Source organism: Cryobacterium sp. 10I5 (genome assembly GCF_035019865.1).
GTDB classification, from domain to species: domain Bacteria; phylum Actinomycetota; class Actinomycetes; order Actinomycetales; family Microbacteriaceae; genus Cryobacterium; species Cryobacterium breve_A.
In genome coordinates, this window is the sequence record NZ_JASJVI010000010.1 from 17592 (window position 1) to 41969 (window position 24378).

The 24378-nt window shown below is 70.0% G+C and carries 23 protein-coding genes; 4 read left to right on the top strand and 19 right to left on the bottom strand.

The window, feature by feature from the left end; all coding sequences use genetic code 11:
- Positions 1-120: 120 nt before the first annotated feature.
- From QN350_RS05210 to nirD, 16 genes are all read right to left on the bottom strand, one after another.
- A complete protein-coding gene (locus QN350_RS05210) occupies positions 121-387 on the bottom strand; it encodes a ferredoxin (RefSeq protein ID WP_322139381.1) in 267 nt (88 codons plus the stop codon).
- A complete protein-coding gene (locus tag QN350_RS05215) occupies positions 387-1625 on the bottom strand; it encodes an NADH-ubiquinone oxidoreductase-F iron-sulfur binding region domain-containing protein (RefSeq protein WP_322139380.1) in 1239 nt (412 codons plus the stop codon). Before QN350_RS05215 ends, QN350_RS05210 begins: the two co-directional genes overlap by 1 nt.
- The gene (locus QN350_RS05220) at positions 1622-2179 is read right to left on the bottom strand and encodes a ferric reductase-like transmembrane domain-containing protein (RefSeq protein ID WP_322139379.1); all 558 of its coding nucleotides are present in this window, start codon (positions 2177-2179) and stop codon (positions 1622-1624) included. Before QN350_RS05220 ends, QN350_RS05215 begins: the two co-directional genes overlap by 4 nt.
- Positions 2176-3177, bottom strand: coding sequence for an FAD:protein FMN transferase (locus QN350_RS05225; protein WP_323515930.1), 1002 nt, complete (start codon positions 3175-3177; stop codon positions 2176-2178). Before QN350_RS05225 ends, QN350_RS05220 begins: the two co-directional genes overlap by 4 nt.
- Positions 3177-3497 carry a hypothetical protein gene (locus tag QN350_RS05230; protein ID WP_322139377.1) on the bottom strand — a complete coding sequence of 107 codons (321 nt, stop codon included), beginning with the start codon at positions 3495-3497 and terminating at the stop codon, positions 3177-3179. Before QN350_RS05230 ends, QN350_RS05225 begins: the two co-directional genes overlap by 1 nt.
- A gap of 214 nt (positions 3498-3711) precedes the next feature.
- On the bottom strand, positions 3712-3981 hold the full coding sequence (gene rpsO / locus QN350_RS05235) for a 30S ribosomal protein S15 (protein WP_134449591.1): 270 nt from the start codon (positions 3979-3981) through the stop codon (positions 3712-3714).
- 132 nt (positions 3982-4113) lie between these two features.
- Positions 4114-4755 (bottom strand): maleylpyruvate isomerase N-terminal domain-containing protein, encoded by a 642-nt coding sequence (locus tag QN350_RS05240; protein ID WP_322139376.1) that lies wholly within the window; start codon positions 4753-4755, stop codon positions 4114-4116.
- A 27-nt stretch (positions 4756-4782) separates the two neighbouring features.
- Entirely contained in the window at positions 4783-5778 is a 996-nt protein-coding gene (gene dhaK / locus QN350_RS05245; RefSeq protein ID WP_281534370.1) for a dihydroxyacetone kinase subunit DhaK, read from the bottom strand.
- Positions 5779-5908: 130 nt separating this feature from the next.
- Positions 5909-6556 (bottom strand): dihydroxyacetone kinase subunit DhaL, encoded by a 648-nt coding sequence (dhaL, locus tag QN350_RS05250; protein ID WP_323502677.1) that lies wholly within the window; start codon positions 6554-6556, stop codon positions 5909-5911.
- On the bottom strand, positions 6553-7401 hold the full coding sequence (locus tag QN350_RS05255) for an HAD-IA family hydrolase (RefSeq protein WP_322139374.1): 849 nt from the start codon (positions 7399-7401) through the stop codon (positions 6553-6555). The genes dhaL and QN350_RS05255 overlap by 4 nt, the downstream gene beginning before the upstream one ends.
- Positions 7402-7404: 3 nt before the next feature.
- The gene (locus QN350_RS05260) at positions 7405-8262 is read right to left on the bottom strand and encodes a class II fructose-bisphosphate aldolase (RefSeq protein WP_322139373.1); all 858 of its coding nucleotides are present in this window, start codon (positions 8260-8262) and stop codon (positions 7405-7407) included.
- 205 nt (positions 8263-8467) lie between these two features.
- Entirely contained in the window at positions 8468-9634 is a 1167-nt protein-coding gene (locus QN350_RS05265; protein WP_322139372.1) for an AI-2E family transporter, read from the bottom strand.
- Positions 9635-9789: 155 nt separating this feature from the next.
- Entirely contained in the window at positions 9790-11613 is a 1824-nt protein-coding gene (locus QN350_RS05270) for an FAD-dependent oxidoreductase (RefSeq protein WP_323515932.1), read from the bottom strand.
- Positions 11606-13828: a molybdopterin oxidoreductase family protein gene (locus tag QN350_RS05275; RefSeq protein WP_322139370.1), complete on the bottom strand. Its 2223-nt coding sequence runs from the start codon at positions 13826-13828 to the stop codon at positions 11606-11608. Before QN350_RS05275 ends, QN350_RS05270 begins: the two co-directional genes overlap by 8 nt.
- 147 nt (positions 13829-13975) lie before the next feature.
- Positions 13976-15373 (bottom strand): MFS transporter, encoded by a 1398-nt coding sequence (locus QN350_RS05280; protein WP_322139369.1) that lies wholly within the window; start codon positions 15371-15373, stop codon positions 13976-13978.
- A 79-nt stretch (positions 15374-15452) separates the two neighbouring features.
- Positions 15453-15797, bottom strand: a complete 345-nt coding sequence (gene nirD / locus QN350_RS05285) for a nitrite reductase small subunit NirD (protein WP_281534367.1) — start codon at positions 15795-15797, stop codon at positions 15453-15455.
- 224 nt (positions 15798-16021) lie between these two features.
- Between nirD and nirB the strand changes: the two genes are divergently transcribed.
- The 3 genes from nirB (at position 16022) to QN350_RS05300 (ending at position 21020) form a co-directional block, all read left to right on the top strand.
- Positions 16022-18685, top strand: coding sequence for a nitrite reductase large subunit NirB (gene nirB, locus QN350_RS05290; protein WP_322139368.1), 2664 nt, complete (start codon positions 16022-16024; stop codon positions 18683-18685).
- Between the two features lie 3 nt (positions 18686-18688).
- Positions 18689-19804 carry a uroporphyrinogen-III C-methyltransferase gene (gene cobA / locus QN350_RS05295; protein ID WP_322139367.1) on the top strand — a complete coding sequence of 372 codons (1116 nt, stop codon included), beginning with the start codon at positions 18689-18691 and terminating at the stop codon, positions 19802-19804.
- Between the two features lie 184 nt (positions 19805-19988).
- Entirely contained in the window at positions 19989-21020 is a 1032-nt protein-coding gene (locus QN350_RS05300) for a uroporphyrinogen-III synthase (RefSeq protein WP_323502686.1), read from the top strand.
- Between the two features lie 20 nt (positions 21021-21040).
- Here QN350_RS05300 and QN350_RS05305 read toward each other — a convergent pair whose 3' ends face one another.
- On the bottom strand, positions 21041-22039 hold the full coding sequence (locus QN350_RS05305) for an SDR family NAD(P)-dependent oxidoreductase (RefSeq protein WP_322139366.1): 999 nt from the start codon (positions 22037-22039) through the stop codon (positions 21041-21043).
- Between the two features lie 51 nt (positions 22040-22090).
- Between QN350_RS05305 and QN350_RS05310 the strand changes: the two genes are divergently transcribed.
- Positions 22091-22666, top strand: coding sequence for a TetR family transcriptional regulator (locus tag QN350_RS05310; protein WP_322139365.1), 576 nt, complete (start codon positions 22091-22093; stop codon positions 22664-22666).
- A 12-nt stretch (positions 22667-22678) separates the two neighbouring features.
- Here the strand turns inward: QN350_RS05310 and QN350_RS05315 are convergent, their stop codons facing one another.
- Positions 22679-23572: an LLM class flavin-dependent oxidoreductase gene (locus tag QN350_RS05315; protein ID WP_322139364.1), complete on the bottom strand. Its 894-nt coding sequence runs from the start codon at positions 23570-23572 to the stop codon at positions 22679-22681.
- 71 nt (positions 23573-23643) lie between these two features.
- On the bottom strand, positions 23644-24375 hold the full coding sequence (locus QN350_RS05320; protein ID WP_322139363.1) for a class F sortase: 732 nt from the start codon (positions 24373-24375) through the stop codon (positions 23644-23646).
- Positions 24376-24378: the final 3 nt, after the last annotated feature.

Consider the following 24378-nt stretch of genomic DNA (forward strand, 5'->3'; position numbering starts at 1 on the left):
GAGAGTGAAGCGGTGTGAAGTAAAGCTGACATGACTCAATGTAAAGAAAGTCATACTTCGTGTCAAGGATAAATTACATACTGCGTGCCGCGTTCGTCGGAACGGACTCCGGGCGAGGAGCTACCGGTCGACGAGGGTGAGCGCCTGGCGGGGACAGAGGGACACGGCGTCGGTCGCCGCGGCGAGCAGGGTGTCCGGGACGAGCACGTTCGAGCCTGCTCCCGCGGAGCCGTAACCGTAGGCGAGCGGGTAGCCCCACTCGTCGCGGGCGAGCAGCTCAGGCAGGATCTCGGTGCAGAGGCCACGGCCGTCGCACCTGGTCCAGTCGATGTGCAGGAGGGTGGCGGGGGTGGCCGCGCCGCGGGGTTCTGGGGCGCGCAGGTTCATCAGTGGTCCTTTCGGCAATGCCCGTTCAGGTGCGCACTGACGTCGTCGGCGAAGACGGTCAGCGTGCTGAGCACGAACCGGGCGGTTCCGTCCGGGTGGTTGCAGGAGCCCCGACCGGTGACGATGGCGGCGAGGCGGCGCACCTCGCCCGGGAGGCTCGGGTCGCGGTCCCCGCGGGCGAGGCGCCCGAGCACTTCGGCCATCGCCGGGAGCCCGTTGACGCAGGGGCCGCACTGGCCGGCGGTCTCGCCGGCGAGATAGGTGGCGACCGCGGCGGCGACCGTGATCGGGCAGCGCCGTTCGCCCAGCCCCATCAGGATGCCCGCGCCCGGGTTCGCTCCGAATCCGGCGAGGTCCGCGCGGTCGAGGCGCGCTTCGAGGGCGTACGCCGGCAGCCAGGCACCGTGGTAGCCGCCGACGAGCACGGCGGAAAGGCTCCCGGTGTCGACGCCGGTGAACCGCAGCACGTCGCCGATGCGGGATCCGCCGGCAACCTCGAGCACCGTCGACGGATGCCCGTCGCTGCCGACCGTGACGAGTCGCGTTCCCGGGTCCCCCGTCGTGCCCACCGAGCGGAACCAGGCGGCCCCGAATCGGGCGATCAGTGCGATGTGGGCGAGGGTCTCGACGTTGTGCAGCAGGGTGGGCCGGCCGCCGAGGCCGGACGCGGTGAGCCGGATGGTGCGATCCTGTGGGATCGGCGCCCTGCCGGCGAGGGCGTTGACGACGGCGGATGCCTCACCCGAGATGAAGGTGTCGGCCGCTTCCCGCAGTTCGATCGCGGAGGCATCCGCCCGCTCGGCGAGGGCGCGGGTGGCGGACTCGAACACGGAGGCCTGGGCGTAGAGGTAGATGGAGTGGGCGCCGAGGGCGCCGGCGACGGTGAGGAGCCCGTCGATGACGAGGTGCGGCGACCGGAGTAGCAGGGTCGCGTCCTTCTGGCTGAGGGGTTCGCCCTCCGCGGCATTGCCGATCACGACGACGCGGCGGCGGCGGGCTCGTTCGCGGGCAGGGACAGCGGCGAGCTTGCGCCACGCCGGGAAGCCGGCGCCGCCGCGGCCCTCGAGACCGGACTCGCGCAGAGCCGCGAGGAGTGCCGCCGAATCCGCGTGGGCGGGCAGCGGGCCGAAGGTCGACTGGTGGGTGGCGTAGTCCGCGGCAGGGGCGGCGGTGAGCCGGGCAGTGCCGACCGGGGCCTGGACGGCGGGGAACAGCCGGGTGTCCGCTACCCGGGTCACGAGGTCCTCTCGACTCTGACGTTCTCGTACTCGACGAAACCGCGGCTCAGGCGCCAGACGAGTGCGGCGACGACGGCGATCGAACAGGTCGCGGCGAAGGCGATGAACCAGGTCTGGCCGACATCCGTGCCGTTGCCGATGGAGTGCAGCAGCGCAACGGGCCACATCAGGTAGGTCAGCCAGTGCACGGCCTTGAAGACCCGCACACCGACGACGCCGCGGAGGAGTGCGGTGATCGCGATCGCGAGCATCAGGTCGACGGCGAGGGTGCCGAGACCGAGCCAGAAGGGCTTGGCCGCGCCGAGGAACGGCACGACGAAGTCGACGAGCCGGAGCTGGGCGTAGGAATCTCCGAACAGCGTGACCAGGTGGATGGCGAGGAACGCGGTCGCGAGGAGTGCCACGTTGCGGTGCACGAGGGCGACCGAGAAGCGGGGCAACGTGAAGAGCGGCCTGCCGGACCGGTTCAGGATGCCGAGCAGGACGGACACGGTGAAGAGAGCGAGGGAGACGACCCCGGTTCCGCGACCGAGCGCCCAGAGCGCCTCGTTCACAGGAACGACCTTTCGGCGCCGGCGTCGGCAGCCTCCGGGGTTTCCGAGGCCTCCGGGGTTTCCGAGGCCTCCGGGGCGTCTGATCGGTCGTCGTCCGGCCAGCCGCCGAGGGCGACGACGATGCCGTCGGCGTCGACGAGGCGGGCGGGAACGCCGAGCTCGCGCAGCCAGGCGACGGCCTTGTGGCCGCGGACGATCGCGGCGGTGCTGAGCGTGTTGGCCCGGTGACAGGTCTCGGCCGCGACCGTGACGCTGCGCCAGACGGGTTCGGCCGGCAGCCCGGAGGCAGGGTCGAGGATGTGGTGCTGGGGGCGGCCGGCCTTGGTCCAGCGGCGCTTCTGCGTGCTCGAGGTCGCGAGCGCGAGGCCCTCGGCGAGGGTCACGTGGGCGCTCGGGTCGAGCGGGGCATCCTGCACGAGCACCTGCCAGCCACCCGCGGGCGCGGGACCAGCACTCGCGATGTCTCCGCCGAGGCTCACGAGCACGCCGCAGCCGAGTTCGGTGGCGATGCGGGCGGCCACCCGGTCGGCGGCGGCGGCCTTCGCGGTCGCGCCGAGGTCGATGCCGAGGTGGGCGGGCACGGTCAGCCGGTTGCCGTCGAGTCGCACGCTCGCCCAGCCGGGTCGGGGTGAGGCGATCGCCCGCACCGGAACGCCGTCGTCGAGGATCAGGCGGATGTCGTGGTCGTAGCCGATTGCGTCGAGGGCGTTGCCGAGGGTTGGGTCGACATCGCCGTCGGTCTCCGCCGCGGAGGCGAGGGCGAGGCGCATCAGGTCGGCGAGGGTGTCGCTGACGAGCGCGCCGGCCGGGAAGAGCGCGGCCTTGGCCCTGACCTCTGCATCGGGGCGGAACCGGCTGCAGGCGAGTTCGATGTCGTCGAGCACGGCGTCGGCGATCCGGCGGGCCTCGGGGAGGACCGCGGGGTCGGTCACGACGAGGCGGGCGCTCGTGCTCCAGAGCGTCCAGTCTTCGGTCGCGACGGTCGCGACGGCGGTCATCAGGACCCGCTCGTCTTGGCGTGCACCTTGGTGCCGTTGCCCGAGGACACGCTTGGGGCAGCGGGGGCAGCGGGGGCAGCGGGAGCAGCGGGAGCCTCCGTCGCCTGGGTCGTGGTGCTTCCGGACGTCGTGCCGGAATTCCCCGTCGTGGTCGTGCTGGTTGTCGTCGCGGACGCGTCCTGCGTGGCGAGCGAGTCGGCCCAGTCGTGCAGGCCGAGGGCAGAGGCGGCGACGATCGCGAGGAGTCCGATCGTGCCGGTGACGATCTTGCTGAGCTTCTTACCGCGTTCGTGAGCGTTCATCGCAGTGCCACCCTTCATTCGTTGACACTAACTACGGTGACAGCGGACGCTATGGGTTTCCTATGCGGTCACCCTGAGAGAACAGGGTGTTAGGGAGGCACATCCTGCGGAGGCTCACAGGACCGCGCGCAGGCAGACAAAACGGGCCGCCACCCGAAGGTGACGGCCCGTTTCGTTGAAGTTCATCCTCAGAAGTTCGCGATATCGACGCGGCTTCCGGTTTCGTGCCTGACTAGCGACGCAGTCCGAGACGCTCGATGAGCGAGCGGTAGCGGGCGATGTCGATGTCCGACAGGTAGCCGAGCAGACGGCGACGCTGACCAACCATGAGAAGCAGGCCACGACGGGAGTGGTGGTCGTGCTTGTGCTCTTTCAGGTGCTCCGTGAGGTCGAGAATGCGCTGCGTGAGCATGGCAATCTGGACTTCGGGGGACCCGGTGTCGCCTGGGTGGGTAGCGTACTTTTCGATGATCGCCTTCTTAGCATTAGCTTCGAGTGCCATAGATGGGATCCCCTTTCTCTCACTGCGCGGTGCCCGTGGGCCGAATGCCTGGGCTCTCTTGTTCCGCGGCCGTTGGACGGCAACCTAGAGAGCTTAGCAGAAATGCACGGCGCGCTCCACGCTCCGCGGTCGTCACAGCACACTGAACCCGGGCGGCAACGGTCCCCGGCCGGTTGCCGCGAGGAGCAGGTCCGGGCCCCGGCCGCCGCGCACGGCGAGGTCGCCGACCAGGTGTACCGCGATCGACACCGCTGACTCCGGCACCGTCGGCGGGATTCCGAGGCTCACGGCCAGGTCGAGGCCGTGCACGGCGAGTTCGAACACGCGGGTGGGCAGGTAGTCGGCCAGCGGCATCCCGCCGAAGGGCGTCAGCACGTACTCATCGCCGCTCGCGTCGTCGACCTCGGCGAGCACGCGGCCGACGATGCCCGCGACGGATGCCGCGGGCTCGGCCCCGAGGGCGCGCCCGGCCGCCCTGCCGCGCTCCGCGACCGCAGCGGGATCGCCGGCCCCGACGCCGATCACGGCGTAGTAGTCGACGGCACTCGCGATCTCGACCGGAGGCGGGTTGCCGGGGTCGCCGGACACCTCGCGGCCGGCCGCGAGGTAGCTCTCCACGGTGAGGAGGGAGCGGCTGGTGTGGCCGACGAGGTCGCGCACGGTCCATTCCCCGAGCGCGACCCTCTCCCACTGGTCCGTGATCGCCGCGGTGGTTCCCAGGAACCAGGCCGCCGCATCCCTGTACGCATTCCTGCTTTCGTTCCAGCTGGTCATGGGGAGATTCTAGAGGCGCGACGTCCTCTAGAACACGTGGGCGGCGATCTCGGCGGGCGCCGCGAGAAGTGCCTCGATCTCGTCGTCGAGCCTCACGAGGGTGAGCGAGGCCCCGGCCATGTCGAGCGAGGTGCAGTACTCCCCCACGTAGCTGCGCCCGACCGTGATGCCGCGGCGGGTCAGTTCGTCATGCGCGTGCCCGTAGAGGATGTAGAGCTCGCTGATCGGGGTGCCGCCGAGGCCGTTGATCATGAGCGCGACGCGGTCGCCCTCGACGAAGGGCAGGTCGTTCACGACGGCGTCGAGCATCTCGTCGGTCATCTCGTCTGCGGTGGTGAGCTTGGCGCGCCGGCGGCCGGGTTCGCCGTGGATGCCGACGCCCACCTCGATCTCGTCCTCGCCCAGTTCGAAGAGCGGGGACCCCTTCGCGGGCGGGGTGCAGGAGGTGAGGGCGATGCCCATCGTGCGGGTGACGCTGTCGACCTTCTCGCCGATCCGGACGAGCTCATCGAGGGAAGCGCCGGCCTCGGAGGCCGCGCCCACGGCCTTCATCACGAAGAAGTTGCCCGCGACACCGCGGCGCCCGACCGTCCAGGTGGAGTCCTGAACGGCGACGTCGTCGTCGATGAACAGGGTCTTCACGTTGATGCCGTCGGAGGCGGCCATCTCCTGGGCCATTTCGAAGGCCATCCGGTCGCCGGTGTAGTTGTTAACAAGCAACAGCACACCCTTGGGAGAGGCCATCAGCTTGGTGGTCTCGTAGACGTAGTCCATCGGCGGTGCGGCGAACACGTCGCCCGGGCAGGCCGCGTCGAGCATCCCCCGGCCGACGGTCATCACGTGGGCGGGTTCGTGGCCGGAACCGGAACCCTGGATGATCGACACCTTGTTCGGGTTCGGACCGCCGGCGCGCATGATCAGGTTGTACTTCGGCTCGTAGCGCAGGGTGTCCGGGTTGGCGAGGGCGATGCCCTTGAGCATGTCTGGCACGTACATCTTCGGGTCGTTGACGAATTTCTTCATGTGTCCATCTCCTTCGTGGGTGGTCCGGAATGTTTCGTGGGTGGTCCGGAATGTGCAGCGGATCGTGCGGAACGTGGTTCACGAGGTCGTACGGGATCAGAGGTCGCGCGGGATCAGAGGTCGTGCGGGATCAGAGATCGTCGCGCGCAGCCCATTCCCGGCTGAGGCGCTCGAGGATCACGGCGACGGCGACGGCGCCAGGGTCGGGGGAACCGATGCTGCGCTCTCCCGTGTAACTCGCCCGTCCGCGGCGGGCCTGCAGGAAGCTCGTCGCGTCGGCCTGTTCCCGCGCGACGACGGCTGCGCGGGCGAGCGCCACGGTTCCGGCCCTCCCGGCGCGGAGTTCCGCTTCGAAGGCATCCGTCGCCGGAACGAGGGCGTCGAGAAGGGTCTTGTCGCCGAGATCGGACTTGCCCCTGGCCTTGATCCCGTCTGCCGCGGCGCGGAGCATGGCGACGACGTCGTCGCCGTCGAGGTCGGCCTTGCCGGCGATGGCCCCGGAGGCGCGGAGGAATGCGGTGCCCCAGAGCGGGCCGGAGGTTCCGCCGATCCGCCCGGAGATGACGAGGGCGATCTTCTTCAGGAAGTCGGCCGGGGAGCTGCGGTCGAAGTCCGGCCAGTCGGCGAGGACGATCTCGAAGCCGCGGGCGAGCGAGAACCCGAAGTCGCCGTCGCCGACGACGGAGTCGAGGTCGCCGAACGCGCGTTCGTTGTCGACCGCGGTCTGGGCGATGCTGTGCACGACGAATTCGGTGTCGTCGAGACTGCTGGGGGTCATGGCGTCTCCGCTTCCGGTCTGATGGGTTCCGGTCTTGTGGGTTTAGGGGCGGTCGGTCCTGGTGCGGTCGGTCCTGGTGCGGCCAGGAGGGCGGTGAGATCGGTCAGTTCGACGGTGCGGCCCACGTCGAGGTGCAGCGGGTCCTTCAGGGTGATCGCGCTGGGACCGCCGGGGTCGCCGAGCGAGGAGACGACGAGGGAGGCTCCGGTGAAGTCCTCGCCGGCCGTGTAGCCGCTGACCGTGATGAGCGTGCGGAGGCCGGCGGCGAGCGCGGCCTGGAGGCCGTTGGCACTGTCCTCGATGACGAGTGCCTCGGATGCCGGGACGCCGAGTTCGCGGAGGGCGAGGAGGTAGATGTCGGGCGCCGGTTTCTTGGCAGCGACGACGTCCCCTGCGAAGACCTGGAAATGGACCGCGAGGTCCGGCCCGACCGCCTCGGTGAGCACGGCTCGGACGGATTCCTCCGCAGACGTGGATGCGACGGCGAGCGTCCAGCCTGCCGCGTACGCGTCCGCCGTGATCCGTTTGATGCCGGGGCGACCGGGCAGTGCGCCGCGCGCCACGGCGTCGGTGTAGATGGCGGTCTTCCGGCGGTGCCAGCGTGCGACGGCCTCGTCGAGGGCGCCCTGGTCATCCGGAAGGCCGATGACGGCGGCGACCGCGGGCGTCACCGCGCTCCGCATCCGCTCCTTTCCACCCCCGATCTTGACCTTGACGGCGTAGTCGGAATCGCTCCACCGCACCGGAACGGCGAATTCGCGGAAGGTCTGGTTGAACGCCGGAAGGTGGCCGTCACGCTCGGTGTCGGCGAGGACGCCGTCGCAATCGAAGATGAGTGCCGGCATCCGTCACGCCTTCCCTGCGCTGCCGAATTGCTCCGCGAGTCCGCGGGTGAGCGCGACGATGTCGGACCGGACCTGCCCGAACAGCGACGGGGGGTCCCACTTGTCGCTCGCCTCCGCATCCTTGAGGAAGGCGAGGCTCGACTGCATGAACATGATCTTGAGCGCCGTGGAGATGTTCACCTTGGCGCAGCCGAGTGCGATGAGTTCGGCGAACTGCGCGGGGCTCAGGCCGCTCCCGCCGTGCAGGGCGATCGGGATCGGGTGCGCGGTGACGAGGTCGCTCACGCGCTGGAAGTCGAGGACGGGCTCACTGCTGTAGACGCCGTGCGCGTTGCCGATCGAGGGTGCGAAGACGTCGACCCCGGTCTCCTCGATGAAGCGCAGCGAGATCTCGAGGGACTGCCGGGCTGATGCCGTGTCCGAGCCGATTCCGTCCTCGACCCCGGTGATCGACTCGATCTCGCCCTCGACGTGCGCACCGAAGCGGCGGGCCTCCGCGACGACCTCGACGGTCTGGCGCTGGTTTTCCGCGACCGGGAGCCGGGAGGCATCGAAGAGCACGGAATTCCAGCCGCGCTCGAGGCATTGGGTGATGACCGCGCGCTCGGGGCAATGATCGAGGTGCAGCACCACCGGCACCTCGATTCCCGCCGTCATCGATTCCCACATGCTGAAAAGCACGCGTGACCCGATCGACTTCACGGTCTTGACCGAGGTCTGCACGATCACGGGCGACCGGGCTTCGACCGCCCCCGCGAGGACGGCCTCCATGGTCAGGTCGTTCACGATGTTGATCGCCGGCACGCCGTAGCGTTCCGCGAACGCTCGGTCGACGACCGCTTTCAGGGTAGACACCGACATTCCAGGCCTCCTCGCCGGAGTGGGGCCGGTGGCCGGACCCGGGTGTCACCGGGTCACCGGTCGGCCGGTTGCCGACATCGTAGGCTGCAACCCCGGAGCCGACAATGGGCGACCCGCCCCCAACCAATTCGACGGAGTTTTTCGGGTTGTGGGCACGTGAGAGCGCGATCTAAGCGCTTTCCGGGCAAAAACTTCGTCGAATTCGTCAGGGGCGGCGGGCGAATCGGCGCGACGGCTTCGGAGGCACCGCGGCCGGGTGGTCCCAGACACGCACGATCGACCACGCGACGGCGACGAGCGGCACGGCGAGCACTGCGCCGGCGATACCGCCGAGCACGGTGCCCGCCGTGAGGGCGACGAGGATCACGAGGGGGTGCAGCTTGAGTGCACCGGCCATCACGATCGGGTTCAGCAGGTCGCCTTCGAGCTGGTTGACCACCACGACGATGATCACGACGATGAGCGCCACGATCGGGCCGTTGAAGACGAGGGCGACGAGAGCGGCGAGGATTCCGGCGATCGTCGCGCCGATCAACGGGATGAACGCGGTGAGGAAGACGATCGCCGCGAGCGGCAGGGCGAGCGGCACCTGCAGGATGGCCAGGCTCGCGCCGATGACGACGCCGTCGAAGAGCGCGATGGTCGCGGTCCCGCGCACGTACTGTCCGAGGACCGTCGGTGCGGTCTTGCCGATGCGGCGGGCCCGTTCGAGGGCGGCGCCGCGGAACGGCATCAGTAGGAAGGCCCAGATGGCTGCCGCGTCCTTGAGGAAGAAGAACAGGATGACGACGACGAGAGCGACGCCGGTCAGCACCTCGGCAGCGGCGGACACCCCGGCGAGCGCACCGCTGCCGAACTCGGCGCTCGTCACGAAGCCGAGGACGGCGGCACGGGCGGCGTCGAACTGGGCCGCGTCGAGCGACAATGGACCGGTCGTCAGGTATCCCTGGAGCTGGTCGAGACCGTCGGAGGCCGCGGTGACGAGTTCGGACCACTGGTTGCGCACTGCGAACACGATCAGGGTCACGATTCCCCCGAGGACGACCACCCCGCCGAGCAGGGTGAGCCACGTCGCCAGCATCCCCGGCACCCCACGGGCGCGCAGCCAGCGCACGAGCGGGCTGAGTGCCGCCGCGAGGATGAGTGCGACCAGGGTCGGGATGACGACGAGCTTGAGCTGCACGAGGGCGTACACGACGCCGATCCCCAGTACGATCACCAGGATCAGCTGGGCGCTGCGGATGCTCAGCCACCCGAGCCGGTCGGAGAGCAGCGGCCGCAGGGTTCCGGCGGCGGGGACGGGGCCGGCAGTTGGGCCGGTTCCCGCGGTCTCGGGGCTGGTCTGAGGATTCCGGTCCGGCTTCGCTCGCATGCCTCCCATGCTAGGCACACCCCGCCGCACGCCCGGCGAAAATGCTGCCGAACCCCTGAGAAGACACCCCGGGTCTCGTGACCCGCATCCCCCGGCCGAACCGATTCGACGGAGATTTTGGGTTTTCGATACGTGGGAGGCGGGTTTTCCGGTTTTCAGCCCAAAATCTCCGTCGAATTCGTCAGGGCGAAACGCTCGAGGACCTCGCCGATCCGACCCTTGCAGCCCCCGCAGCCGGTTCCTGCCCGGGTGGCCGAGCCGACGCAGGCGACGTCGGTGTTGCCGGCCTCCGCGGACGCCGTGATCGCGCCGACCGTGACGCCGTTGCACCAGCACACCGTTGCGTCGGAGTCGAAGGCGTCTCCGGCGCCAGCCGGGTCGACGTCGGTGCCGTCATAACGCAGCAGCAGCGAACGGTCGGCGGGTAGTTCGCTGCCGCGCTCGAAGAGCAGGGTGAGTTCGGCACCGGTGCGCGGCATCCCGACGCAGATGAAGCCGGTGAGGATGCCGCCGCGCGTGACCATCTTCACGTAGCGGCCGTGTTCGGGGTCCGCCCACTGCGACACGCCGAGGCGCGGCATCGCCGCGACCGGTGCCGCCGCACAGTCCCTGCCGTGAACGAGCTCGGCGGCCCCGTGCCCGTCGTCCGGGCGCGCAGGGTCGAGATCCCAGGGGTCCGCGCTCGTGTCGCCGGCAGCGACGACGTCGATGCCCTCCGCCTTGAGCATGACGACGCCGTGCGCCTGCGCGGCGAGCGCCGGCCCGAAATCATTGGAAGCGAGTACGACGGGAGTGGCGGAAGCGACCGGAACGGCACTGGCAGGAGAAGCGGTAGCGGGAGCGGCACCGGCAGTGGTCACGGTGACCTCTGCGACGCGAGCCTCGTGCGCGATTTCCGCGGCGAAGCGGGCGGCGAGCCAGTCGGCCTGGCGCCAGCCGGGTCCGATCAGGCCGGTGGGCCCTCCGGCAGGCGTGGTCGTGGAAGCGCCGGAGGCCGGCCGGGGGGCGACGTGCGCGCAGTCGCCGATCGCGAACACGGCGGGGTCCGTCCAGCTCCGCAGGGACTCGTCGACGAGGATGCCCGTCGACACGCTGAGGCCGGCGAGGCCGGCGAGTTCGGTGCGGGCGCCGATGCCGCAGCTGAGCACGAGCAGGTCTCCGGGGATCTGCTTGCCGTCGGCGCAGATCAGGGCGTCGAAGCGGTCGTGGCCGTCGGCGTCGGCGGTGAAGAGCAGGCTTTCGGCCCGGGCGTGGCTGACCATGGTGACGCCGGCCCTGCGAGCGCTGCGGGCGAGCACCGTTCCGCCGCCGCGGTCGAGATTGCGGTTCAGCGGAATGTCGGAGTGGTAGACGACGCAGACGTCGCTCCCGGCCCTGGCCGCGGCGAGCGCGAACTCCATGCCGAGCACCCCGGCGCCGAGCACGACGATCCGGCCTCCGGAGCGGATGGTTTCGAGCACGGTCGCCGCGTCGTCGAGGTCGCGGAGCGCGGTGACCCCGCGAGGCAGCGCGGCGTCGGCGGTGTCGAGTGCACCGGCATCCGCCGGCGGGCGCATCAGGGTGCGGCGCAGCCGGGTCACCCCGTCGAGGGTCGGGACGTTGGCCCGGGCACCGGTCGCGAGCACGAGCCGGTCGTAGCCGAGGTCGGTGCCGTCGCCGAGGGTCACCGTGCGTCGCACCCGGTTGATCCGGGTGACGATTTCACCGGTGCGGATGTCGACGCCCGCCGCCCTGGCCGCGTCGGTGTCCGTCACCTCGAGGGTGTCCCGGTCGGAGCGGCCGACGGCGTAGTCGGCAATGAGCACCCGGTTGTAGGCGTTGGCAGACTCCGCTCCGACGACGGTCAGGGTGGCGAGGCCTGCCCGCACGACCGGGAGCAGCTCCTCGACGAGGCGGGCCCCGACCGGGCCGTAGCCGACGAGGACGATCCGGCTCGGCGCCGGGGAAGCGAGAACGGCCGCGGGGATCGGCTCAGGCATGGGCATCCGTTCGAGTCGACGGGACGGAAACGGAACCGGCGGCCCAGAACCCCGGCGTCCCCTCGAACGCCCGCACCCGGACGGTCGTGCGCTTGAATTCCGGCATGCCAGAGACGGGGTCGGTGATCCCGAGGGTGAGCAGGTTCGCACGCTGGGCGCCGGGGAAGTGGAACGGCAGGAACACGGTGTCCGGGCGGATGTCGCCGGTCACCTCGGCGACACAGGTCACGGTTCCCTGCGCGTTGCCGACCTCGACCTCGCCACCGTCGACGACACCGAGTCTGGCCGCGGTCGCCGGGTGCACCTGGAGCCGCGCCACCGGTTGGGCCTGGTGCAGCTCGGGGACCCGGCGGGTCTGGGCCCCGGACTGGTAGTGCTCGAGGAGCCGGCCGGTGATGAGGGTGACCGTTCCGTCGCGCTGGGCCGGCGCATCCGTCACCCTCGCCTGCACGGCGACGATGCGCGCGCGGCCGTCGGGGTGCGCAAAACGGTCGAGGAAGAGCCGCGGGGTTCCGGTCGATCCGACCGGGTACGGCCAGTACGCGGCCTCCCCCGTGTCGAGCAGCCCGTAACTGAGACCGGAATAGTCGGCGAGCCCGCCGGCGCTCGCGCGGCAGAGCTCGTCGAACACCTCGGCAGGGTCGGCGCTGAAGGTGCCGGCGGAGCCGAGCCGGCGCGCGAGTTCCTGGAAGATCCAGAGTTCGCTCCGCACCCCGTCCGGTGCGTCGATCGCGGTGCGTCGGCGGATGACCCGGCCCTCGAGGGAGGTCGTCGTGCCGTCCTCTTCGGCCCACTGGGTGACCGGCAGCACGACGTCGGCGAAGCGCGCGGTCTCGGAGTAGAAGAAGTCGCAGACCACGAGGAAGTCGAGGGCCTCGAGGCAGGCGCGCACCCGGTTGGAGTCCGGGGCGGACACGACGACGTTCGAGCCGTGCACGAGCAGGCAGCGAATGCCGCCGGGCGCGCCGAGCGAGTCGAGGAGCTCGATCGCGGGCACGCCGGCCCCCGGCAAGCTCTCGGGCGTCACGCCCCAGACGCCGGCGACGTGGGCGCGGGCGGCCGGTTCGGTGATCTTGCGGTAGCCGGGGAGCTGGTCGCACTTCTGGCCGTGCTCGCGGCCACCCTGGCCGTTGCCCTGCCCGGTGAGGGTGCCGTAGCCGGAGTGGCTCGTGCCGACGAGGCCGAGCACGAGGGCAAGGTTGATCGCTGCGGTCGCGGTGTCCGTGCCGTCGATGTGCTGCTCGACGCCGCGGCCGGTGAGGATGTATGTGCCCGTTCCGGCCGCGAGTCGGCGGGCGAGCTCGCGCAGCTGCGGCACCGGAACGCCGGTGAGCTGCTGCACCCGTTCGGGCCACCACCGGGAGACGCTGCGGCGGAGGGCCTCGAAGCCGACCGTGCGCCGTTCGAGGTAGTCGGTGTCGATGAGGCGTTCGGTGATGACGATGTTGGTCAGGCCGAGCAGGAGCACGAGGTCGCTGCCGGGCGTCGGCTGCACGTGCATGCCGCCGCCGTCCTCGGTGAGGCGCGCGGTCGCCGAGCGACGCGGGTCGACGACGATCAGGCCGCCGGCGCTGCGGGCGCCCTCGAGATGGCCGATGAACGGCGGCATGGTCTGGGCGACGTTGGAGCCGAGGATCAGGATGGTGTCCGCCGCGTCGAGGTCCTCGACCGGGAACGGCAGCCCCCGGTCGAGGCCGAAGGCACGGTTGCCTGCTGCCGCGGCCGAGGACATGCAGAACCGGCCGTTGTAGTCGATCCGGGAGGAGCCGAGCGCGACCCGGGTGAACTTGCCGAGCTGGTAGGCCTTCTCGTTGGTGAGCCCGCCGCCGCCGAACACCCCGACCGAGTCGGCGCCGTGCCGTGCTCGGCTCCCGGCGAGCCGGGCGGCCACGAGGTCGAGCGCCTTCGCCCAGCTCGCCGGGGCGTAGCCGCCGTCCGGTTGCCGGAGCATCGGGGTCAGGATCCGCTCCGGGGACGTGAGCAGTTCAGCGGCGGTCCAGCCCTTCTTGCACAGGCCGCCCCGGTTGGTGGGAAACGCCCGCCCGGCGACGGTCAGACCGGGCCGCGCCGCGGCATCCGTGCCCGCACCGGCATCACCCGACTGCATGCCGATCTCGGCATGCGTCGGTGTCAGGGTCATCGCGCACTGCAGCGCACAGTATGGGCAGTGGGTGTCGACGCCCGGGCGGGCGGCGGATGCGAGGGGTGCGGTCACGGGGTCTCCTGCTGCTGGTGGCGTCGGTGATGGCGCAGACGCGGCTGCGCGCTTCGGATACGGGACGAACGCGCCGGTTTGTGGTGGCCGCGCCTGCCGGGGCGGGCGCGGCCGCGGGAAACCGGCGCGGTCGCGAGCGGGCCCAGGCTAGATGCGCTGCCCGGCCACGGAGGAGCCGCGGCGGAGGTAGCAGAACGCGGTGACGGCCATCATCACGAGGTAGGCGCCGATGAACCCGTAGATCGCGCCGGTGTAGCTGCCGGTCGCGATCTTCGAGTTGCCGAGAACCTGCGGAATGATGAATCCGCCGTATGCGCCGATCGCGGAGATGAGGCCGAGGGCTGCTGCGGTCTTCCGCTGGGTACTCACGTCGCCCGAGTTGGTGTGGGCGTCCCGCACTCCGCTGCGGGCGGCGAAGACGCTCGGGATCATCCGGTAGGTCGAGCCGTTGCCGACACCGGTCGCGACGAAGATGAGCAGGAAGCTCGCAAGGAACAGCCAGAAGTTGCCGAGGGAGAGCACCGCGATCACGAGCAGCGCGCCGAGGGCCATCACGCCGAAGGCCGTGATCGTGACACGCGCCCCGCCGAAGCGGTCGGCGAGCTTGCCGCCGGCCGGCCGGGCGAGGGAACCGACGAGGGCGCCGAGGAAGGCGAGGGAGATCGACGCGGCCATGATGTGGAAGGTCGAGTATGCCGGGAACTGATCGGCGATGAGTTTCGGGAAGACGCTCGCGAAGCCGATGAAGGAGCCGAAGGTGCCGATGTAGAGCAGGGCGAGGACCCAGAGGTGCGGTTCGCGGAGTGCGGCGACCGAACCGGCGAAGTCGGCCTTGGCGCTCGACAGGTTGTCCATTCGCTTCCAGGCGCCCCACATCGCGACGAGGATGAACGGCACCCAGAACCAGCCGGCGAGCGAGAGGTTGAGTGTTCCGGCGGCACCGATGGTGATCACGATCGGGACGACGAGCTGGGCGACGGCGGCGCCGAGGTTGCCCCCGGCCGCGTTGAGTCCGAGGGCCCAGCCCTTCTGGCTCTGCGGGTAGAAGTAGGTGATGTTGGACATCGAGCTTGCGAAGTTGCCGCCGCCGAGGCCGGCGAGGCCGGCCACGAAGAGCATCACCGGGAACGGGGTGGCCGGGTTGCCGACGCAGATGCCTAGGGCGATCGAGGGGATCAGGAGCAGGCCGGCGGAGATGATGGTCCAGTTGCGGCCGCCGAAGCGGGCCACCATGAACGTGTACGGGAAGCGGAGCGTCGCACCGACGAGGCTCGGCATCGAGATGAGCCAGAAGATCTGGCCTGTGTCGAAGGTGAAGCCGGCCTTGGGCAGCTGCACGACGACGATGCTCCAAAGCTGCCAGATCACGAAACCGAGGAATTCGGCGAAGATCGACCACTTCAGGTTGCGGGAGGCGATGGCCTTGCCGCCGTCGTTCCACTGGGCGGTGTCTTCGGCATTCCAGTTGTCGATCCATCGGCCGGGGCGGTGGACGAGGCTCGGGCCGGTGCGGAGACCGGTTGTGGGCGTATCGACTGCAGTCATGGTGTTCTCCTCGGGAGGGGTGTGCAGGGGAAGGACAGGGAAAGATCGGGGGAAGATCGGGGAAAGATCACGGGAAACGTCAAGCGGCTTCGGAGAGGTGCACGTGCACCTCGCCGTCCTCGACCCTGACCGGGTAGGTACGAAGCGAGTACTCGGCGGTGGTGAAGCATTCGCCGGTCTCGAGGTCGTAGACCTGCTTGTGCAGGGGCGAGGCGATGGTGAACCGGTCACCGCGCGAGCCGACGATGCCGCGACTCATCACGAACGACCCGGTCACGGGGTCACGGTTGTCGACGGCGTAGAGGCCGCCGTTCGGAAGCAGCAGAATGGCGAGCTGCTCGTCGCCGACGAGGGCGGCTTCGCCCCAGAGCGGCTCGAGTTCGTCGAGGGAACAGACGCGGATCCAGGTGCCGGGGTGGTTCACGAGTGATCCCGCTTTCTGTGAGTTATGCCCGCCGGGTGGGCGATTCCCTCACGCTAAATCGGCCACGTTTCGCGGGTCCGCGCCGGGCGCGTCGAATGCGTAAAGAAGTCCTCACCCTCCCCGGGCGGGCCGGTGAGGTCCCGGTCACACCTTGTTACATGGGCGCAACCGAGGGGAAACGCGGCCCTTTTAGGCTGGCAGCACCCCCTACGGAAGGCTCCGCCATGGACAACGTCACGTTCGACGCCGCTCAGGCTCACTCAGGGCCGTCCGGCGTCCCCCGACGCGTCGTCGTCATCGGCGGCGGCCCCGCCGCGCACCGGTTCACCGAGGCCATGCAGGCCAGGTCCACTCCCGGACATGACCACGAACTCCTCGTCCTCGGCGATGAGGACCACCTGCCGTACGACCGGGTCGCCCTGTCCCGCCGCCTCGTCGACTCCGAGGACCTCACCCTCGGCGACCGCTCCCTCTGGGAGACCCCCGGCGTCACCTACCGTGGCGGCAGCCGGGTGGACAGCGTCGACCCCGCCGGCCGCACGGTCACCCTCGCCGATGGCGAGATCCTCTCCTACGACGAGCTCGTGTTCGCGACGGGATCGTCCGCCACCGTGCCGCCCATCCCCGGCGCCGAAGCCGGCCACGTCTATCGCACCATCGAGGACGTCGACTTCCTCGTCGCAGAGGTCGCCCGTCTCCGCAAGCGGCTCGGCCGGCCCGCGAACGTCGTCGTCGTCGGCGGCGGCCTTCTCGGCCTCGAGGCCGCGGGCGGCCTGCAGCGCCTCGGCGGGCTTGCCACGATCGTGCACTCCGGCCGCTGGCTGATGAGCGCCCAGCTCGACGAGGGAGCAGGGCAGGCGCTCGGCCGGCTGATCCAGGCCCAGGGCATCACCCTCGCCCTCGGCAACCGGCCCACCGAAGTGCTCACCTCCCCGACCGGCCGCGTCCTCGGCGTCACACTCACCAACGGCACCCAGCTGCACGCCGACCTCGTCGTGTTCTCGATCGGCATCACGCCGCGCGACGAACTCGCCCGCGCGGCGGGACTCGAGCTCGGCCCGCGCGGCGGTATCGAGATCACGGATGCCTGCGGCACGTCGATCCCGGGAATCTGGGCCATCGGGGAGGTCGCAAGCGTCAATGGCAGCTGTGTCGGCCTCGTCGCCCCGGCGAACGCGATGGCCGAGGTCGTCGCCGACCGGCTGTACGGCGGCGCCGCCGTCTTCCCCGGCATCGACGATGCCACCAAGCTCAAGCTCTCCGGGGTCGAAGTCGCGAGCTTCGGCGACGCCCTCGCCACCGCCGAGCACTCCCTCGAGGTCGTCTACGCCGACCCGGCCAGGGGCCTGTACCAGAAGATCGTCGTCTCGAATGATGCGAAGACCCTCCTCGGCGGCATCTTCGTCGGCGACGCCTCGCCGTACACCGCGCTCCGGCCCCTGCTCGGCCGCGAGCTCGGCGCCGAACCGAGCGCCTACCTCTCCGCGGCCGGAGCCGAGCCGCCGGCGAACACCGACCTCCCCGACGAAGTGCAGCTTTGCTCCTGCAACAACGTCTCCGTCGGTGCCGTGCGCGCCGCCATCCGCGGCGACGAGCACACCGAGGCCTGCACCGAACTCGGCCCGCTCAAGGCCTGCACCCGTGCGGGTACCCAGTGCGGCTCCTGTGTTCCCCTCGTCAAGAAGATCCTCGAGACCGAACTGACCAAGGCGGGCATCGCCGTCTCGCACGCCCTGTGCGAGCACATCGCGCTCAGCCGGAGCGAACTCTTCGAATCCGTCCGCATCCTGCAGTTGACCGAGTTCGACGAGATCATGGGCCGGTTCGGCAGCGGACTCGGTTGCGACATCTGCAAACCCGTGATCGCCTCGATTCTCGCGACGCAGACCTCGGGCTACATCCTCGACGGCGGTCGCGGCGCCCTGCAGGACACCAACGACCGCGCCCTCGCCAACATGCAGAAGGACGGCACATACTCGGTCGTGCCCCGGATCCCGGGCGGCGAGATCACGCCGGCCAAGCTCAAGGTGATCGCCGAGGTCGCCGCCGATTTCAACCTCTATACCAAGATCACCGGCGGCCAGCGCATCGACCTGTTCGGCGCCCGTCTCGAACAGCTTCCCGACATCTGGAAAATCCTCGTCGAGGCCGGGTTCGAGTCCGGCCAGGCCTACGGCAAGTCCCTCCGTACGGTCAAGAGCTGCGTCGGGTCCACGTGGTGCCGCTTCGGCGTGCAGGACTCCGTCGCGATGGCGATCAACCTCGAGCTGCGGTACCGGGGACTCCGCGCACCGCACAAGTTCAAGCTCGGGGTTTCCGGCTGCGCCCGGGAGTGCGCGGAGGCTCGCAGCAAGGACGTCGGCATCATCGCGACCGACCAGGGCTGGAACCTCTATGTCGGCGGTAACGGCGGCTTCCAGCCCGCCCACGCGCAGCTCCTCGCCCAGGACCTCGACGACGAGACCCTGATCCGCTACATCGACCGGTACCTGATGTACTACATCCGCACCGGCGACCGGTTGCAGCGCACCGCCCGCTGGCAGGAAGACCTGGAGGGCGGGCTCGACCACGTGCGCGACGTGGTCTGCAACGACTCCCTCGGCATCGCGGAGGAACTCGAGGCCGCGATGCTCGTCCACGTCGGCGCCTATGAGGACGAATGGGCCGCGACCCTCAAGGATCCGGAGCGCCTGCGCCGGTTCCGGTCCTTCGTCAACGCTCCCGGAACCGCAGACCCCGCTCTCATGCAGGTCATCGAACGCGACCAACCCCGCCCGGCGCGCCCGGCAGAGCGCGAGGCGGTGCTGCTGTCCGGCCCGAGCATCCCGGTCCGGCCCCGCGACGCCTCTGCCACCGAACTCGTCATCGAACAGCGACAGGGAGTGTGAACCATGGACATCAGCCTTGACCTCGCCGGCCGCCGGGTCCTCGTCTTCGGAGGTGCCCTCGCGGCCAGGCGGGTGCTCGCCCGGTTCCTGGCCGCAGAGGCCATCGTCTACCTCGCCTCTGTCACGGTCGACGGGCATCCGCCCGAGCGGCCGCATCCGCAGGTACGCCCCGTCGAATACCCGCATTTCCCGCACGGCTGGCGTGACCTCGTCTCGGCGGTGGACCTGGTCGTGCTCGTCGAGGTCTCCGAGTCCACCGAGCGCATCATCGTCGATGCATGTGCCGCGCAGCGCGTCTGGCTGAGTCGCGAGCCCGCGGCGTCCGTCGCACCGCTCGGGCGGGTGACCCTCGTCGGCGGCGGCCCCGGTGACGGCGGCCTCCTCACGATGGCCGGTGTCCAGGCGCTCCGCGACGCCGACATCGTTTTCTACGACAAGCTCAGCCCGCACGACCGGCTCGACGAGTGGTGCCCAGGGGCCGAGCACGTCGACGTCGGCAAGACGCCGGGCCACCATGCCACTCCGCAGGCCGACATCGAGCGGATGCTCGTCGACAGTGCCCTCGCCGGCCTCACCGTCGTCCGCCTCAAGGGCGGTGACCCGTTCGTGTTCGGGCGCGGCGGCGAGGAAGTGCTCGCCTGTCGCGAGGCCGGCGTGCCGGTCACCGTCATCTCCGGGGTCACGAGCGCGATCTCGGTGCCGGCCGCTGCGGGCATCCCGGTCACGCACCGGGATATCAGCCGCGTCTTCACAGTGCTCTCCGGACACGTGCCGCTCAGCGAGAACGAGCTCGCCCATCTCGCCGGGCTCGGGGGCACGATCGTGGTCCTGATGGGTATCGGAACGCTGCCGCACCTGGCAGCCGGGCTCGCCCGCCACGGGATGCGCACGGATATGCCCGTCGCAATCATCGAGCAGGGTTTCTCGGCACGCCAACGCACCACGAAGGCCCGGCTCGACACGATCACCCCGCTCGCCGCGAAGCTCGGGGCCCGCTCCCCCGCCGTCCTCGTGATCGGCGAAGTCGTACGATTATCGCAACACGACGACGCCGCCAGCGAGGAGCTGTTGCAGGCCATCGCGGTCAACGCCGAGCACTCACTGAACGCCGAGCACTGACCGGGGACATCCGCCCCGCTTCCCCCAGCCACCTGCCAGCTGCCACCTGCCACCTGCCACCACCCAACGAGCCGGAGACACCGTCAACGACACGAGCGCCGAAGCAAGTCAGCCCGGGTTCCGCGCAGACCAGCTCGAGGGCTTCCGCATCGCCGTCACGAGCGATCGGCGCTCCGAGGACCTCATCGCCGCCTTCGAACGCCGCGGCGCCGAGGTCGTCCACGCGCCCGCCATCCGCATCGCGGCCGCGGCGGACGACGCCCGCATCACGAGCGACACCCTGGCGATCATCTCCGCCCGGCCCGACATCCTCCTTGCAACGACCTCGTACGGAATCCGACGCTGGTTCGAGGCTGCGGATGCCGCGGGTGTCGGCCACGAGCTCACAGAGACCCTCGAGCACTCGAGCATCCTCGTGCGCGGCCCGAAGGCGCGCGGCGCCGTGCGGGCGGCCGGCCTCGACGACGACGGGATGAGCGACGAGGAGACCACCAAGTCCCTCGTCGACTACGTGCTGCGGGACGGCGCCGCCGGGAAGACGGTCGCGGTGCAACTGCACGGCTTTACCGACCAACCCCAGCTCGAGCGCCTGGTCGCCGCCGGCGCGACGGTGTTGACCGTTGCGCCATACCGCTGGCTGCTCCCGGAGGACTCCGCACGGGTGCTGCGGCTCGTCGACCTGATCTGCGCGGGCGGGGTGGACGCGGTCACTTTCACAAGCGCCCCGGCCGTGATGGCCCTGTTCGGCGTCGCCGACTCGATCGGCCGTCTCGAGGAGCTGCAGGACGCGTTCAGTGAGACCGTCGTCGCCGCGGCGGTCGGGCCGGTCACGGCAGGGCCCCTGCTCGCCGCCGGGCTCGCACCGATCGTGCCGGAGCGGTTCCGGATGGGCGCGCTGATCAAGCTCGTCTGCGACCACCTCGAGCAACAGCGGGTGCTGCGCCTCGACACCCGGTTCGGGCCCGTCGAGCTCCGCGGCCGGCTGTTCTCCCTCGCCGGCGCCCAAACCACTCTGCCGCCGAGCTCACTGACGCTGTTGCGAGTGCTGCTCGCCGCCGGCGGCACGGTCACCTCCCGGGCGAGCCTCACCGCGACGCTGCCCGAGATGCAGGACGACCACGCCGTCGACGTCGCGATCAGCCGGCTGCGCCAGGCGCTCCCCGAGCCGGGCCTCGTCGCGACGGTGATCAAGCGCGGCTACCGCATCGATGTCTGATCCGCGGGTATCCAGGGTGCTCAGTCGGTCTGAAGCTCACTCGCTCGCGCAGTCGGGCGCGGGAGGAAATCCGCGGTGGCTTCCTCGAGCCACTCCCACAGTGCGGACCGCCGCTCCGGCGCGAAGGTCACCTCTTCTGCGGCGGTCGGCCTGCCGATCTCCACGTACCCGTCGTGGAGCGAACCGTGGGCGTCGCCGAGCGCCAGCTCGACGGCATGACGGCCGGAACGGGTGGGCGTCGATGCCCCGGGAAGCACGCTCATCGCGGGCATGAGGTTCTTCCAGACCCAGTACATGTATCCGGGCATGTCCTTGCCGAGGCCGGTACCCGCGACGAGCCCGGGGTCATAGGTGTTGAGCCTGCGTCCGCTTCGACCGAGGCGGGCCGCCCAGTCGTGCGCGAGCGTGACCAGGGCGAGCTTGCTCGACGCGTATGCCACTCCGCCTCGCTCGCGCTCGGCCGCGAAGCGGGTCGGGCCGTGGGCTGCTTGGTCCGCCGTGGCCAGCTCAGCGGGATGCTGCCAGACGGGATCGGGGATGAGGTTGAACGAGGCCCGTTTTCCCCGATGAGTCGAGGAGCCCATCAACACGACATGGCCGGCGGGCGCAAGGAGCGGTTCGAGCCCGCGCAGGAGAAGATGCTGGGCGATCACATTCACCGTGAACGTCAGCTCGAAACCCTGGCTCCCGGTCCGGCGCCGACTGACGAACTGGGCACCCGCATTCAGCAGGGCGACGTCCAGGGCGGCCACTGTCCCCCGGCGCTGCTCCGCGGTGAGGTCCTCGAGCGCGCCGCGCACGCTCTTCAGATCGCTCAGGTCGACCCGGATACCGCGGGCGGCCAGGCCCCGGGCACGGGCCGTGTCGAGCGCACGGTCCAGGGCCACCGGGTCGCGCGCGAGCAGGACGAGGTTCGGACGACGGGGATGGACAAGGAGCGACTCGAACATCCGGGAACCGATACCGCTGGTCGGACCGGTCAGAAGCACGGTGGGACTTGTGACGTCACTTTGTGTCATAGCCGAAACCATAGCTGATGTCACACTCTGACACAAGGGTAGGATCGGGCCATGCCCCGCTGGCCCGAAGACTCTCGACGTCGCCTGATCGACGCGGCACTCACCCTGTTCGACGAGCGGGGATTCGCGGAGTCGACGGTCGACGACATCGCGCTCAGGGCCGGCGTCACCTCCCGGACGTTCTTCCGCCATTTCGCCGACAAGGACGAAGTGCTCTTTGGTGACGACGATGACCTCCTGCCCCTGTTGATCGCGTCGCTCGCGGACGGTTCCGGTCCCGTCGGGGCCGAAGCTCACATGCGGAACGCACTTCTTGTGCTCGCGGCAGACCTCGAGCCGCGTAGGGACTCGTTGCGTCGGCGCCAGCAGATCATCGACTCGCAGATCTCCCTGTCGGGGCGCGAACTCGCCAAACAAGCGCTCTGGCAACAGACGGTGACCAGAACCCTGGTCGAGCGAGGGTTCCCGACCGACCAGGCCGATGTGCTCGCGGCCATCGGTTTTGCGCTCTTTCGCCGCTCGTTGCACGCCTGGCTCGCCGACGACCACGGCCCTTCCTTGGGCGAACGGGTGAGCGATGCCCTGACCCGGGTACGCACGGTTCTGGACGTGACCAGCTCCGAGTGAACGCCCGCCCGATCAGGCGCGGGGCAGCATCCGGGCGGCGGCGACGGCCTCGAGCACGTCCTCCGAGCCGGAGTAGATGCCGGAGCGGCGCGGCCAATGGCTGATGACGTCGGTGAAGCCGAGTTCTTCGGCCCGGCCGACGGCGTCGTCGAAGGCGCCGACGCTCTGCAGGGAGTAACTGCCGCCGCTGTCGAGGTTGAGGTACCTGTCGATCGCGGCCGGCTCGCGGCCGACGGCGATCGCGGCATCGTCGAGGCGCCCGGCGAGGGTGGCGACCGCGGCCCACCAGGCGTCACCGGCCTGGCCGTCCGGGCCTGTCGTCACCCAGCCCTCGCCGTGGGTCGCCGCCAGGCGAAGCCCCTTCGGCCCGTTCGCCGCGATCACGAACGGGAGCCGGGGCGCCTGGGTCGGCGCTCCGACCATGCGTGCGCCGACGGCCGTGAACCAGTCGCCGGTGAAGTCGATGCCTGCCGTGCTGCCCTCCGCTTCCCCACGCAGCAGCAGGTCGAGCAGGGTGACGAATTCGGTGAACCGCGCGTGCCGCTCCGGGCCGGTGTACGCCCGCTGGCCGAGCACGGTGGCGTCGAAGCCGGTGCCGCCCGAGCCGACGCCGAGCAGGAACCGTCCGCCCGCGAGCTCGTCGAGGGTCGCGAGTTCCTTGGCGAAGGGCACCGGATGCCGGAAATTCGGGTTCGAGACGAAGGTCCCGAGCCGCAGGTCGCGCGTCACGAGCGCGGCAGCCGTGAGGGTCGGAATCGTGGCGTGCCACGGTTCGTCGGCGAGGCTGCGCCAGGACAGATGGTCATACGTCCAGCCGTGGTCGAAGCCGAGCCCTTCGGCGCCCCGCCACTTGCGGGAGGCTTCCGACCAGGGGTCCTGGGGGAGGATGACGATTCCGTAGCGCATGCTGCGATTCTACGACCGCGGGTTTCCCGGTGTCCCGTCCGCCGCGTGAGCCTGGCAGGCCACGGCGCGGCTCAGCAGCCCGCGGTCGTCGCGTGCCGGTCCAGCTGGAGGACGACCACGATGTTCTGCACCGTCGCCGAACCAGGATCGTAGCCGACCGGTCGGTAACAGCTCACGAGCACCAGCCGGTTGGGGATGATCCGCGTGAGTTCATCGTTGGACTTGTACGCTGCCTTGTTGAGCTCAAGGGTCTTCTGCACGACGTAGCAGAGCGTTCCGCGGGCGGTGTCGACGGCGGCGACGGCCCCGGGCGGAAGGTCTTTCAAGCCGTTGAACACGGCTGGATCGACCCAGGAATGACCGTACAGGTAGACCGTGTTGACCGCATCGGTGCCCGCGAGCCCCCCGGAGATCGTGGTGTCCCAGGCAATCGTCTGGAGGGTGACCGGGTCGAAACCACCGCGGGCGTCGATCATCTTCTGGGTGTATTCCGACACGGCACCGTCGATGCCGATGGCGGGCACCCGGAGCCGGAGCGGCGCCGATGCGGCAACGACCTTGTCCGGGACCGGTGCAGAAGGAGGGAGAGGAAGAGGCGAAGGCGCTGTGGACGGCGTCGGGCGGGCCGATCCGGTGGGCGTTGCGCTCATCGTGGCCGCACCGTTGACGGGGCTCGACGCTGTGATTGTATGCAGAATGCCCCAGGCACCCAGAAGCACCGCCACGAGCACAGCGAGGCCGCCGAGCAGCATTCTTCTGCCGAACGGCGGCGTGCGGTCGAGCTCTGGCGGTCGCCGGCTCAAATG

What these genes read in the sequence shown, in the direction of transcription:
- dhaK (WP_281534370.1), bottom strand. Translation starts at nt 5,778, where the DNA reads ATGAAGAAATTCGTCAACGACCCGAAGATGTACGTGCCAGACATGCTC.
- QN350_RS05230 (WP_322139377.1), bottom strand. Translation starts at nt 3,497, where the DNA reads ATGAAGGGTGGCACTGCGATGAACGCTCACGAACGCGGTAAGAAGCTC.
- QN350_RS05210 (WP_322139381.1), bottom strand. Translation starts at nt 387, where the DNA reads ATGAACCTGCGCGCCCCAGAACCCCGCGGCGCGGCCACCCCCGCCACC.
- QN350_RS05255 (WP_322139374.1), bottom strand. Translation starts at nt 7,401, where the DNA reads ATGCCGGCACTCATCTTCGATTGCGACGGCGTCCTCGCCGACACCGAG.
- QN350_RS05225 (WP_323515930.1), bottom strand. Translation starts at nt 3,177, where the DNA reads ATGACCGCCGTCGCGACCGTCGCGACCGAAGACTGGACGCTCTGGAGC.
- QN350_RS05280 (WP_322139369.1), bottom strand. Translation starts at nt 15,373, where the DNA reads ATGACTGCAGTCGATACGCCCACAACCGGTCTCCGCACCGGCCCGAGC.
- nirB (WP_322139368.1), top strand. Translation starts at nt 16,022, where the DNA reads ATGGACAACGTCACGTTCGACGCCGCTCAGGCTCACTCAGGGCCGTCC.
- QN350_RS05240 (WP_322139376.1), bottom strand. Translation starts at nt 4,755, where the DNA reads ATGACCAGCTGGAACGAAAGCAGGAATGCGTACAGGGATGCGGCGGCC.
- QN350_RS05315 (WP_322139364.1), bottom strand. Translation starts at nt 23,572, where the DNA reads ATGCGCTACGGAATCGTCATCCTCCCCCAGGACCCCTGGTCGGAAGCC.
- cobA (WP_322139367.1), top strand. Translation starts at nt 18,689, where the DNA reads ATGGACATCAGCCTTGACCTCGCCGGCCGCCGGGTCCTCGTCTTCGGA.
- rpsO (WP_134449591.1), bottom strand. Translation starts at nt 3,981, where the DNA reads ATGGCACTCGAAGCTAATGCTAAGAAGGCGATCATCGAAAAGTACGCT.
- QN350_RS05265 (WP_322139372.1), bottom strand. Translation starts at nt 9,634, where the DNA reads ATGCGAGCGAAGCCGGACCGGAATCCTCAGACCAGCCCCGAGACCGCG.
- dhaL (WP_323502677.1), bottom strand. Translation starts at nt 6,556, where the DNA reads ATGACCCCCAGCAGTCTCGACGACACCGAATTCGTCGTGCACAGCATC.
- QN350_RS05260 (WP_322139373.1), bottom strand. Translation starts at nt 8,262, where the DNA reads ATGTCGGTGTCTACCCTGAAAGCGGTCGTCGACCGAGCGTTCGCGGAA.
- QN350_RS05310 (WP_322139365.1), top strand. Translation starts at nt 22,091, where the DNA reads ATGCCCCGCTGGCCCGAAGACTCTCGACGTCGCCTGATCGACGCGGCA.
- QN350_RS05270 (WP_323515932.1), bottom strand. Translation starts at nt 11,613, where the DNA reads ATGCCTGAGCCGATCCCCGCGGCCGTTCTCGCTTCCCCGGCGCCGAGC.
- QN350_RS05305 (WP_322139366.1), bottom strand. Translation starts at nt 22,039, where the DNA reads ATGACACAAAGTGACGTCACAAGTCCCACCGTGCTTCTGACCGGTCCG.